The organism is Virgibacillus sp. JSM 102003 (genome assembly GCF_041949995.1).
Lineage (GTDB): Bacteria > Bacillota > Bacilli > Bacillales > Amphibacillaceae > Lentibacillus.
In genome coordinates this window covers 14,337-27,433 of sequence record NZ_JBHFQH010000027.1, presented here as the reverse complement: position 1 = coordinate 27,433, position 13,097 = coordinate 14,337, and the positions used below count along the sequence as shown (strand labels likewise).

11 protein-coding genes and 1 riboswitch are annotated in these 13,097 nt (G+C 39.0%); of the genes, 6 read left to right on the top strand and 5 right to left on the bottom strand.

The features are described from left to right. Positions 1-206 precede the first annotated feature (206 nt). The 3 genes from ACE1TG_RS19425 to cls form a co-directional block, all read right to left on the bottom strand. On the bottom strand, positions 207-1,631 hold the full coding sequence (locus tag ACE1TG_RS19425) for an alanine/glycine:cation symporter family protein (RefSeq protein ID WP_375054055.1): 1,425 nt from the start codon (positions 1,629-1,631) through the stop codon (positions 207-209). A 158-nt stretch (positions 1,632-1,789) separates the two neighbouring features. Beyond that, complete coding sequence (locus tag ACE1TG_RS19420; RefSeq protein WP_375054054.1) at positions 1,790-2,311, bottom strand: acyl-CoA thioesterase; 522 nt, start codon at positions 2,309-2,311, stop codon at positions 1,790-1,792. A gap of 64 nt (positions 2,312-2,375) precedes the next feature. Next, complete coding sequence (gene cls, locus ACE1TG_RS19415; RefSeq protein ID WP_375054053.1) at positions 2,376-3,818, bottom strand: cardiolipin synthase; 1,443 nt, start codon at positions 3,816-3,818, stop codon at positions 2,376-2,378. A gap of 97 nt (positions 3,819-3,915) precedes the next feature. Between cls and ACE1TG_RS19410 the strand changes: the two genes are divergently transcribed. Then, positions 3,916-4,470 (top strand): short-chain dehydrogenase, encoded by a 555-nt coding sequence (locus tag ACE1TG_RS19410; protein ID WP_375054052.1) that lies wholly within the window; start codon positions 3,916-3,918, stop codon positions 4,468-4,470. A 3-nt stretch (positions 4,471-4,473) separates the two neighbouring features. Here the strand turns inward: ACE1TG_RS19410 and megL are convergent, their stop codons facing one another. After that, positions 4,474-5,658 carry a methionine gamma-lyase gene (gene megL / locus ACE1TG_RS19405; protein ID WP_375054051.1) on the bottom strand — a complete coding sequence of 395 codons (1,185 nt, stop codon included), beginning with the start codon at positions 5,656-5,658 and terminating at the stop codon, positions 4,474-4,476. A 224-nt stretch (positions 5,659-5,882) separates the two neighbouring features. Here megL and rarD point away from each other — a divergent pair, with 224 nt between their 5' ends. The 5 genes from rarD to ACE1TG_RS19380 all read left to right on the top strand — a co-directional run bounded on the left by rarD (position 5,883) and on the right by ACE1TG_RS19380 (position 11,927). Further along, positions 5,883-6,785 (top strand): EamA family transporter RarD, encoded by a 903-nt coding sequence (rarD, locus tag ACE1TG_RS19400; RefSeq protein WP_375054050.1) that lies wholly within the window; start codon positions 5,883-5,885, stop codon positions 6,783-6,785. Between the two features lie 149 nt (positions 6,786-6,934). Then, positions 6,935-7,052, top strand: a riboswitch (SAM riboswitch). A gap of 97 nt (positions 7,053-7,149) precedes the next feature. Continuing rightward, complete coding sequence (locus ACE1TG_RS19395; protein ID WP_375054049.1) at positions 7,150-8,910, top strand: PLP-dependent aspartate aminotransferase family protein; 1,761 nt, start codon at positions 7,150-7,152, stop codon at positions 8,908-8,910. Positions 8,911-8,967: 57 nt separating this feature from the next. Next, the gene (locus ACE1TG_RS19390; protein ID WP_375054048.1) at positions 8,968-9,972 is read left to right on the top strand and encodes a homoserine dehydrogenase; all 1,005 of its coding nucleotides are present in this window, start codon (positions 8,968-8,970) and stop codon (positions 9,970-9,972) included. A gap of 431 nt (positions 9,973-10,403) precedes the next feature. Beyond that, the gene (locus ACE1TG_RS19385) at positions 10,404-11,291 is read left to right on the top strand and encodes an SGNH/GDSL hydrolase family protein (RefSeq protein ID WP_375054047.1); all 888 of its coding nucleotides are present in this window, start codon (positions 10,404-10,406) and stop codon (positions 11,289-11,291) included. Between the two features lie 3 nt (positions 11,292-11,294). After that, positions 11,295-11,927: a YpmS family protein gene (locus tag ACE1TG_RS19380; protein ID WP_375054046.1), complete on the top strand. Its 633-nt coding sequence runs from the start codon at positions 11,295-11,297 to the stop codon at positions 11,925-11,927. 100 nt (positions 11,928-12,027) lie between these two features. Here ACE1TG_RS19380 and ACE1TG_RS19375 read toward each other — a convergent pair whose 3' ends face one another. Further along, a complete protein-coding gene (locus ACE1TG_RS19375; protein WP_375054045.1) occupies positions 12,028-13,011 on the bottom strand; it encodes a helix-turn-helix transcriptional regulator in 984 nt (327 codons plus the stop codon). Positions 13,012-13,097: the final 86 nt, after the last annotated feature.

Sequence of the window (13,097 nt, the reverse complement as noted above, 5' to 3'; positions counted from 1 at the left end):
GCCGTAGAAATGAAAAGTCATTGTCTTAGACTTTTCATTTCTACGGTCACACCAAGCGAAGCGCGGTAGTAGTTTTGAATGAATAGTTCACCAAAGTGAAGTGTCCATTTTCTTGACAGAAGACCAACTTCAGCGAATTCACCTTTTCACCCGCAAAACAATAAAAACTGCCTGCTCCCCATCAGGAAGCAGACAGCACCTTAAGATTATTCTTCTTTTTCCGATGTTTGCTCACGGCCCCAGAACTCGATACCTGTTTGATCATCCAGAGTATCACGATAAAACACGGGGTCTTTACCAGCCTTCCGCTGTTCGCGATAATCCTGCAGTACACGATTGGCAATTTTAAACAGCTTGGTAATGGCATAAAGGTTAATCAGTGCCATAATACCCATTGTCAGATCGGCCATCGCCCATACTAAATCGAATGTAGCGATTGCACCAAATACTACCATTGCCAATACAGCGATACGATAGATAAATAGACCTGTCTTGCTATCTTTAATAAAACCAATATTATTTTCCCCATAGTAATAGTTTCCAAGAATAGAACTATAGGCAAAAAAGAAAATTGCGATGGCTATAAAGACTGCTGCCCAGTCGCCAATATGGAATTCAAATGCATTTTGTGTTAATTGAATTCCATCCGCTTCACTTCCGTAAATACCACCAGCAGTAATCAGGATAAATCCTGTTGCGCTGCAAATAAGGATTGTATCGAAAAATACGCCTAATGCCTGAATCAGCCCCTGTTTGGCCGGGTGGGAGACTTCAGCAGTGGCAGCTGCGTTCGGTGCACTACCCATACCAGCTTCATTGGAAAATAATCCACGCTTAATTCCCATTAGAATAGCAGCACCAAATCCGCCGCCAGCAATTTCTCGAATTCCAAATGCATTTGCAAAAATTATTGAAATCATGTCTGGAACAGCAGCTATATTAATAATAAGAATATAAATAGCTATGATAATATATAAAATAGCCATCACCGGAACGATGATTTGTGTTACATTTGCAATGCTTTTTAGCCCGCCAAATATCACGATTGCCGTCATGACAACCAGAATAACAGCCATTACGTTTCTACTTATATCAAATTCACCATTGAAGGCAAGACTTATTGTGTTGGATTGAACAGAATTAAATACAAGCCCATATGTAAATGTAATGGTGATTGCAAACACTATTCCAAGCCAGCGCTTATTTAGCCCTTTTTCCATATAATATGCGGGCCCGCCGCGATATTGATTAGCCTCTGGAACTTTATAAACTTGTGCAAGTGTACTTTCTACAAATGCTGTAGCTGAGCCTAACAGCGCAATCAGCCACATCCAGAAAATAGCACCTGGGCCTCCCACTGCAACCGCTGACGCAACTCCAGCAAGATTTCCGGTACCAACGCGTGATGCAGCACTTATTGCAAATGCCTGAAACGATGATGTACCCTTTTTTCCTGAAGCACTAATAGTTCGTTTATCAAATAATACGCGGAACATTTCTGGCAAATAACGAAATTGAACAAATCTTGTTTTAATCGTGAACCAAAGCCCAAGCCCAATTAAGGCTGCTATTAAGATATATGTCCACATCGCTTCGTTTGCTATTCCAAGTAGTTTCTCAAAGAGTTCCATGATGCTTGTTCCCCTTTCAAACCATATTTATAGGGTTATTCCCCAATAACAAGGTTTGTAATCTTTCATTAAAAAAATAATAGAAGCCAGTAAAAATGGCTCCTTGTAAATAATTATTATAACTTAAATTCAAATTTAATCTCAATGGGAAATATTCCCTAATCCGCTTGGTTCCAAGGAAAATCTGTACCAAAAGTAGATGCAACCTCTTTTGAATGCTTCCTGCGTTCTTTTCGTCTTTCTGCACGAACAGGTGCAGATTCATGTAAATTTTCCTGCTGACTTGTTACAGGATAAACGGAAGGAATTGGTGTTGGCTTTCCATTATCATCAACGGCTACAAATGTCATGAATGCTGTTGTGCATACTTTTCTGTCACCAGTCAGCAGATCTTCTGTCACAGCCTTCACAAACACCTCCATTGATGTATTATGCGTCCAGGTAACAAATGCTTCTACGCAGACAGTGTCCCCCTCTTTAACAGGCGCCAGGAAGTCTACTGAATCGGTTGACGCGGTAACTACCGGTTTTCTTGCATGTCGTCCAGCAGAGATTGCGGCTACATCATCAATATGTGCCATTAATTTACCGCCGAACAATGTACCATGTGTATTCGTATCTGGCGGTAAAACGTGCGATGTTTTCACTGCTAACGAATATGAGCATGCTTTACGTTCCATTTAAATCTCTCCCAACTAAAAGTAGTCTTAATTTATATTTCCCCATTGTTGCTCGATGTACTCTTTACAGTATGGGGGAAAGTAATCTAGAAACCGATTCTTTAAAACGGATTCCTAATGAGCGTTTGGCGTATAGTTTCCTCGTCATTATCGTTGAACGTGCAACATCATCGTGAAATGCTTCTACTAATCTTTCCGCCAGACCCTTATCATACAAAAATGCATTAACTTCAAAATTTAACCGAAAACTTCTCACATCAATATTTGCGGTACCGACAGAAGCTATCTTTCCATCAACAACGATCGTTTTTGCATGAAGAAACCCATGCTGATAAATATAAACATCTGCACCCGCATTCAGCAAATCACCAATGTAGGAAAGTGTTGCCCAGTAGACAAATGGATGGTCCGGTTTATTCGGAATCATTATTTTTACGTCAACACCTGATAATACGGCAATTCGTAATGCATCCCTAAGACTTTCATCCGGAATGAAATATGGTGTTTGTATGTAAACATATTCTTTTGCTGTCATAATCATTTTAATATATCCGTTTTTAATTTGCTCCCAATCAGAATCCGGACCACTTGAGACGATTTGCACCCCAACATCCCCGTCACTTTCTGCTTCAAAATAACGGTCTTCATACATAATATCGTTACGTGATGCCTGATTCCAATCCAAAATAAAGCGTGTCTGCATGTTTGGCACAGCATCACCACTGATACGTAAATGCGTATCACGCCAGTAACCAAACTTTTTGTTATGGCCAAGGTATTCATCACCAATGTTAAACCCGCCAATATAACCAACTGTACCATCGATAATTGCTAGTTTCCGGTGATTACGATAATTTATTTTCAAGTTAACTTTGGGTATCTTTGGCGGAAAAAATGATTCAACCTGAACCCCTGCTTTACGCATACGGTTGAGAAACTTTTTACTGATCCCTCTCGATCCCATATCATCATACAATGCACGTACTTCAACACCCTGACTTGCCTTTCTGATTAAAACATCGGCAATTCTTTTTCCTAATTGATCATGGCGAATTATATAGTAAAGCAAATGGATATGATCCTTCGCTTTCTCCAAATCCTCAAGCAATGCAGTAAATTTCTCTTCACCATCTGTATATATTTTCACACTATTATCTTGTGTAAAAAGGGCATCGTTATTCCGTAAATGCAGGTAATATAAATCCTTATACTCGACTAATTCTTTATGCTTGAAGTCAAAATTATTTCCTTCAATAGCACGCAACTGCTGCTGTACAGCCTTTTTTACACCCAATTTACTCTTTGTATCCCATGTGAAAATTCGCTGGGAGCTTAATCTCTTACCGAAAACTAAATACAAAATAAACCCAGCAATTGGGATGAAAAGCAGTACCATTAACCATGCCCATGTCGAGCTTGGATCTTTTCGTTCCAGAAAGATAATCGCTAATGCCAGTGCAATATTAAAGAAAAGTATAAAACCAAAGAAAACAGATAGAAAACTCACGTGTGTATCTCTCCTTACCAAGCAGTTACGTTACCCTTTAATATAGCATAAATTTCGTTAATGCGTTAGCCTAGTATATATATAAAGGGGGAGGAAAATGAAAAATCGATACGCATTAGTTGTTGGAGGTACTGGCATGCTGAAGGATGTATGTCATTGGCTCATTGAACAAGAATATCATGTATATGTTATCGGACGGGACCAAACTAAACTTAAAAAACTTGAACAAGAGGCTACACAGCCAGAAAACCTTCATGGAATTTCTGTTGATTATCAAAACAGTACTAATTTATCAAACGAACTATCCAATTTGTTTGAGTCAAATGGTATACCTGACATTGTGGTCAGCTGGATTCATTCGACAGCTCCACAAGCCCTTCCTTTAATTAAGGATATGATAAGCAAACAGGATTTAAGTACTGATTGGCGATTAATTCATATACAGGGCAGTGCCCGTTTTTTTGAAAAAGAAAACACGCCTGTACCAGAAAATTGCTTGTACAGACGCGTCTATTTAGGATTTATTTTAGAAAATAACCTTTCCCGCTGGCTTACGCATAATGAAATTTCAGACGGTGTCATTCATGCTATCACTACCGATAATAATGAGACCATTGTCGGGACACTGGAACCATGGGACATGCGCCCATAATAACTAAAGACTATTCAGCGCTTGTTCCAGATCTGTCCATATATCCTCCCAGGCTTCAAGACCTGCGGATAACCGAATAAGCTGGTCTGTTATCCCCATTTCAAGACGGGACTCTTCTGGTACAACGGCATGTGTCATGGTCGACGGATGCTGAATTAATGTCTCCGCATCACCAAGACTGACAGCAATTTTTAGGAACTTCAGGTTATTCAGCATTCGTTGTGCGACCTGTTTTGTCCCATCTATTTCAAATGAAATTAAACCTCCGCCCCGCTTCATTTGCTTTTGACGAATCGGATAATCCGGATGACTTTCATCATTCGGATATAAAACACGTGCAACCTTAGGATGATTACGCAATTTTTCAAATATCTTTTCGGCATTATCACAATGGCGGTCAATCCTGATTGGCAGTGTCTTAAGCCCTCTTAGTAACAACCACGCATCCAGTGGTGACATTATCCCACCGATATCTTTTAAGGTTGTCATTGCAACTTCATCCAAAAAGTCTTTTTTTCCAACGGCAAGCCCTGCTACTACATCTCCATGGCCACCAATATATTTTGTTGCACTATGGAGTACAACATCACACCCTAACTCAAGTGGTCGTTGTAAATATGGTGATGAAAATGTATTATCGACAACTACCGGAATCCCTTTTTCATGTGCCACTTCAGCAACCATTTCAAGATCAATTAACTTCATTGTCGGATTGATTGGCGTTTCGACATAAATACATGTCGTTTCCGGCTTTATTAATGAACGAATTTCCTCTTTTGTTTCCATTGCTGAAAAATCATGTGAAATATTATATTTCTTTTCCATCATTGCAAGTAACCCAAATGTACAGCCATACAGTCCTGATGAACACAACACATGGTCATTTGCCTTTGTCAATGCAATCAAAACAGCAGATACAGCTGCCATTCCTGATCCAAAAGCAAGCCCCCGTTCGCCGTTCTCCAAAGCTGCAATTCTTTCTTCTAATACACTTACAGTCGGATTGCCCAATCTTGAGTAAATATAACCCTCTTCCTCACCCGCAAAGCGTCGTTCTCCTTGCTCTGCTGTCTCGAATGTGTAAGTTGATGTCTGAAACAAAGGTGTTGCAAGGCTGCCCAGCATGTCCTTGGAGTCGTACCCTTCATGAATAACCGATGTTTCAAAGTGTTTATGTTTTTTTGCCATTAGTAAGTCCCCCCAAATAAATAATCTTGTAATCTCATATACTACTATCATATTGTATTTGCCAGCTTTTTGAAAGCGTTTACTAAGAAAATGTTAAAAGCAGAGTTATTGCTTTTTTCAGAAAGAAAATCTAGAATTGGTTTACTTAGTTTAGTAGTATGCATGTCGCTTGATTCAGTAGTGTTACTCGGAATCTGGACACATCGCAGAAATGAGGTTTTAAAATGAATCAGGACAATAAGATTGGAATTATATATGCAGCAGGCGCCTATTTATTATGGGGTTTTCTTCCTGCTTATTGGAAACTGATAGACCGGGTTCCACCTGATGAAATATTAGCACATCGTATATTATGGTCATTTATTTTTATGATTATAGTGGTTATAGTTGTGCAAAAATGGAACCTCTTCCTGAAAGAATGCAAAATTATTTTAAACGACAGAAAAAAATTGACCGGGATTACATTCGCATCAATTGCCATTAGCATCAATTGGCTTACCTTTATATGGGCGGTTAACAATGAACATGTAATTCAGGCAAGCCTTGGTTATTACATAAATCCGCTTGTAAGTATTTTATTAGGGATGATTGTGCTAAAAGAAACCCTGACACGTGGACAGATGCTATCATTTCTGCTGGCTGCAATCGGTGTGATTAATCTGACAATCAGTTATGGTGTCTTTCCGTGGGTATCACTGTTGCTGGCATTTAGTTTTGCAATTTACGGATTGCTCAAAAAAACGGTAGATGTCGGTGCAATGTTCGGTTTAACCATCGAGACAATGATTGTAACTCCTATTGCACTTATTTATCTTCTATCTGTTCCTGGCAGTTCATTAGCTGTTGATTCAATGGTTACAAGTTTTGGGTTATTACTGTTTGGTGCTGGTGTTGTTACTGCGATTCCGCTGTTATTGTTTGCAAGCGGGGCGAAAAAAATTCCCTTATCAATGGTAGGGTTCCTGCAGTATATTGCACCGACTATCATGCTTATATTAGGTGTATTTGTATATCAGGAAACTTTTTCTCTGGCGCACTTTATATCGTTCGCACTAATCTGGATAGCACTCTTTATTTACATGTCTTCTGCACATCGCAGCTCAGGTCGGCTTAGAGAGAAAAATTAGAATTAATTTTCAGAATTCACTTGACGTACAATCATTCCTGCATATATAATGTTCAATAACTTTAGAAACCTTGGCTTATCGCCAAGCCTTAGTTGCACTTATGCAGTAAGAAAGGATTTATACTTTCTTAACTGCCAATAAAGTTACATCTCTTATCGAGAGTGGTGGAGGGAATAGGCCCTGTGAAACCCGGCAACCTTAAAAGCGTTTCGAATGCTTAGTAAGGTGCTAAATCCTACAGGTCAAGCATGATCTGGAAGATAAGGGGAGGATCGTTACATATTACGCCCTCTTCTTAGGAAGAGGGCTTTTTATTATCTCCTCTCCCTCCAGAAAACAGTAAAATCTAAAGGAGGAATTTATCATGTCAAATTTTCATCTTCACAACCAGGAAACACAGTTACTTCACGGAGGTCAAGAACCAGATCCAACAACCGGATCACGTGCGGTACCTATCTATCAAACTACTTCCTACGTTTTTCGGGACACCGAACATGCACAAAATCTTTTCGGACTGCAAGAACCAGGTAATATTTATACACGAATCATGAATCCGACAGTTGATGCATTCGAACAGCGAATCGCATTACTGGAAGATGGTGTGGCCGCAGTTGCAACTTCCTCTGGAATGTCCGCCATTACATTGGCCATCTTGAATCTTGCAAGCAGTGGTGATGAGATTATTGCTGACAGCAACCTATACGGTGGAACGTATAATCTGTTCGCTAACACGCTCCCTCGTTACGGAATCGACGTAAAATTTGTTGATGGAACCGATCCAGAGAGTATTCGTACTGCAATTACCGATAAAACGAAAGCTATTTTCGGAGAGATTATTACAAATCCAAGTCTAAATGTGCTGGACGTTGAAAAAATTGCAGGAATTGCCCATGACAACGGAGTTCCATTAATCATTGACAATACATTTGCGACTCCTTACAATACGAAGCCACTGACATGGGGAGCAGATATTGTTGTACATTCAGCTACTAAGTGGATCGGCGGTCATGGTACAACTATTGGCGGCGTTGTCGTTGATGGTGGCAGGTTCAATTGGGGAAATGGTAAATTCCCAGTCTTTACTGAACCTGACGAGAGTTACAACGGCCTTCGCTATGTCGATATTGGGCCAGCAGCATTCGCAACCAAACTGCGCGTACAGCTGCTGCGTGATATAGGCGCCTGCCTAAGTCCGCAGAATGCATTCCTGTTTTTACAAGGTCTGGAAACATTGCACTTACGCGTTGAGCGCCATAACAAAAACGCCGAAGAAGTTGCAGCATATTTACAGAAACACCCAGCAGTCGAGTGGGTTAATTATCCTGGGTTACGAGATCATCCATCACATGAATTAGCCAATAAATATTTACAGAATGGCTATGGATCGATCATAACGTTTGGGATAAAGGGTGGCCGTGATGCAGGCAGGAAGTTGATTGACGGTGTTACACTCTGGTCACATGTTGCCAATGTCGGTGATGCGAAGTCGTTAATCATCCACCCAGCATCAACTACACACCAGCAATTAGGCGAAGAAGACCTGGTTAAAAGTGGTGTTACAAAAGAGTTAGTCAGACTTTCTATTGGACTTGAATCAACCAATGATATATTAGTTGATTTAGACCAGGCAATTGCTAATGCTACCGGTGAAGCAAAAACATTCCAGGCAACAGAGGAAGATGCAGTCAAATGGCTCTTATCTTCACCTTTTGACCGTAAAGACGGTGGTATTCGCCAAAAGGCAGTTGCAGTTAGCGGGCTGGAAGATCAAACGAGTTCTTTTTATAAAAGTACGAAACAATTACAGCAGTTAGGATTCCAAATTGTACCGATTAGTTCGTCGGAAAAGGAAATATTAAATGAACAAACATATGAGAAGTTAGATAATGTGCCACTTGAGATTGATGCCGTTCTGTCCTATGACAAAACGCTAGCACCAGAAACTATTGAGCAATTTATTAATAAGAACGGTAAAATTCTTTGGGTTGAAAATCCAAAAAATACAGATGAAACAGTGAAACACGCAAAAGCTGCCGGAATTTCTGTTATTACAGATAAAAACATTTACCAGGAAGCGGTTCGTATTCGAGGGAATGGCTCTGGAAGTGTGCTTGTAGAAGCTTAAGTATAAAAAATAGGGGGATCTGCGGTTCGTAATTTAAATTAAGGGAGGGTTTAGGAGATGAAACCGATAAATGTTGCGTTAATCGGGCTTGGAACTGTTGGCTGTGGTGTCTATCAAACACTGCACATTCACCGGCAACGGCTCGAAAAACTAGTCGGAGCCCCCATCAACATTTCGACAATTATTATTGAGCATCCTGAAAAACATCAGAAAATTGCAGCCAAGACAAACGTTTCAACAGATGTTAATACTGTTTTAAATAACCCTGAAATCGATGTTGTCTTTGAAGCAATTGTTGGATTAGAACCAGCTTTTTCGTTGCTAAAAAGATGTATCCAATCAAAAAAACATGTCATCACTTCTAATAAGGAAATGTTTGCAACTCACGGGGAAGAACTAAAAAGACTTGCCTCTCAGTATAATGTTCAAATTGGATATGATGCAACAACAGCTGGTGGCATACCGATTATCCAGACTATCCAACAGCTGTTAAAAGCAAATCAGATCCAATATGTGCAAGCAATTTTAAATGGTACTACGAATTTTATCCTATCAGCAATGCGGGAAAAGAATATAACATTCTCTACTGCATTAGATGAGGCGCAAAACTGGGGTTATGCCGAAGCAGATCCAGGAAATGACATTGATGGCTTTGATGCATTTTATAAATTAATGATTCTTAGCGATCTTATTTTTGAAAAACAACCAGATATAGAGCATGTTAAACGTGTTGGCATACGTAATACGACAGAAGAATTCATTCAAGAATTACAAACGGAAGGTAAACGATTAAAGCATATTGCAAAGATAGGCTATGATGCTGCAGGGAACCTCACTGCGAGCGTTGAACCAGAAGCTGTTTCAAAAGAACATCCATTATTTGCTGTTGAAGGCGTAAACAACGCTGTTCATATTAAAGGCGATATTGTTGGTGACTTAACGTTCACAGGTCCAGGTGCAGGGTCCTTCCCTACCGCAAGTGCCATGATCGAGGATTTTTGTATTTTATTTAAAAAAGAACAAGCTGCAACGGCTATCCCAAAAGCGCAAGCACCCGTTTAGCAATGTACGGACTGTGCTCAGCACTTCGGGTGGGTCGGCGTTGCAGCGCAAAGCGGCGGTGTTAGTCATCTCCCATTTCCCATATGAGATAAAGGGAACACGGTAAACGTTAGTTGCCCCACAGGACGTGGTAGTTATAGTCGAGCATCCCTCATCTCTTATCGTAAAGGGGTGAAGGAAATCCACTTATCGCTGGGCGCTGAAAGTTAAAATAAATTCGTCTTCTAATGAAGGCGAATTTTTTTCGTTTAAACATATGATGTACAGGGAATTATTTTTAATTAGGCAAATTGTAATACAATCGAAATATGATTTACTGATACTTGCCAAATAAAACGGGTACATATATAGTAATGAACGTGATATGTACTAAGACAAATTATCATTTCAATATATATAGGTAGAATATTTTCAGTATAGGTGTGAGATTCGTGAAAAGAAGATACATTTTTATTATTTTGGGTATACTGCTTGTAGGTTTAGCTATTATTATGTTTTTAAATCAGCCTGAACCAAAAATAAATAAATCAAAAGATAATAATTCACAGGAAGAGACACAGCAGGAAACCAAGTCAGATAAAGAAAAAGATACAGAAAACAGTCAGCCAGAAAAAGAAACAAAAGAACCAGTCACGCAGTTCGGGGAAATAATAAGCGATGTTCTTCAAGGTACAATTGACTTTTTCACAAATAAAGAAGCACATGTTACAGCCATTGGGGATTCATTAACACAAGGCGTCGGTGATAAAGTTGTAGATGGCGGGTACGTTGGAATCCTTGATAATACCATTAATAAAAACAATCAATTGGTAACATTTGAGAACTATGGTAAACGCGGGAATCGATCCAGCCAGCTATTAAAGCGACTTGAACAGCCAGAAATAGTACAATCGATTGAAGAAGCTGATATCGTATTGATCACCATAGGTGCAAATGATATTATGCAAGTCGTCAAAGAAAACTTTTCAGACTTGACGATAAAAGATTTTTCCCAGGAACGGGTGGCATATAAGGAACGTTTGAAAAATATTTTTGAAAGAATAAAAGAATTAAACCCAGACGCTGATATATATCTATTAGGTTTCTACAACCCCTTTGAAAAATATTTTAAAGACCTCGAAGAACTTGGTATGATTGTTGAAAATTGGAACAACGCAGGTAAGAATGTTGCAGATCAATATGACAATGTGACATATATACCAACCGTTGATTTATTTAAGGACACAGAAAAAGATTTATTCGCAGACGATAACTTTCACCCTAACCATCAGGGCTATCAGCGAATTGCCAAACGTGTATTGGAACACATAACAGACTAGGAGGTGAGTAATTTGGCGGAACATAAAAAGCCAAAAAATAGATGGAAACGATTTTTTTTAATTCTACTAGGTTTAAATGTTGTGATATTCATATGTATCATAGCGCTTATTTTTTGGCCTGTTTCCGGCACAGAAACACCTACCAATGATAAGTATAATGCCCAGCAAAGTTCTGAGTTCGTCGTCCGTACAACAAAAAAGAACTTAAATGAGTTAGTTAACGCATATACCGATAAGCTTCTGAAAGGTACAAACCATCATTACAAAGTGTCGTTGGAAGAAGATGTCCATTTGATAGGAGAACTTCCTGTATTTTCGTCAACAGTGCCACTATCTGTTCACTTTGAACCCTTTGTTCAGGAAAATGGTGACGTTATTTTAGAACAGAAGTCTATCTCAATTGGTTTACTTGAACTTCCTAATCAAAAAATTATGGAGTATATGAAAAAATACTTACCAATGCCAAAATGGGTTACCGTTAATCCCAAAGATGAAGAGATTTACCTTGCCGTGACAGATATGGAGATTAGAAGTAATTTTCAGGTTAGTGTCGAGCATATTGACCTAGAAGCAAACAATCTAGCATTTAAAATTAAAGTTCCGTATAGATCACTAGGAATCGAAACGGAAGAGTAAGAGAATAGCCGGGTGAAATGTTAGGGAAGACTCCGATTCAGTCTTCCCGGCGATTAATCAGTCTTCAGCAACTTCCCGAAAAGTCAATAAGAATCAATCTTTAATCCTTATAAACCTCGCTCATTTGGTTAATCTTTTCTTTCATTTTATCAACAAGGTGGTCTGGTGATAGAACTTTCGCTTTGTTTCCCCATGTAAGGATCCAATTGATTAGTCCATCCGACAGCTTGACCTTGGTCGTCAGCATAAAGTGATCTTCGTCTATTTCTTTAATATCCGCTTCTTGTCCAAAACGATCCAATACAACATTAACCATACTATTATGGAAGCGTATTTTCATCCACATTTCTTCTCCGGCAAACATGTGAAAGCTTTGATTTACGTACTCCTGAAGATTGAATTCACTTTTTGTAAAGGGCGTTTCACTCACCCCAATATGGCGGATACGATCCAATCGATAGTGCCTTAATTCATTTGTATCCTGAAACCGCCCTATTAGGTAATAATAGTCACTCTGCCAAATCAAAGCATATGGTTCTACATGATAGATATCCCCATTACGATGATACTCGAATTCTTTTTTTACGTTGAATTTGCCATATTGATAGGTAAGGACCTTCCCTTCTGAAATTGCTCGGTGGACACAATCAATATTAATCTTGACCAGTTCATAGTCAATATTGGCTGACTGGTCAAACAAAATCGGCTCCGGCAAAGTTTTAGCGATATGTTTACTCGTCAGTTCCTTTACTTTCTGAATTAATTTCTCTTTTTCATTGGTTGTTATAAAACGTGCCGATAATATGGCATCGATAATCAGTCGTAACTGGTATGTTTCAAATAATCTTCCTTGATGGCTAAACAGGATTTTTCCGAATTTACCTCTATTTTGAACAATTTCAAAATCCATATCATCAAGAGCCTCAAGATCACGCCTTATTGTCCGCTTATCAAATGATATATCTCCAGCCATTACTCGAATTTTTTCACTTAATTCGTCTATACCTATTTGATGAAATTCATCCGTTTCGTTCAATAAAATTTCCCTGATTTTCAATAATCGATAATTGCCGCTTCTTTCCATTAAACACATCCCCTTTCGATTAAAAAACTTGGCTTATCGCCAAGCCCAATGGCGAAAGTCTTCGTTGTACTAATGAGTAAGAAAGT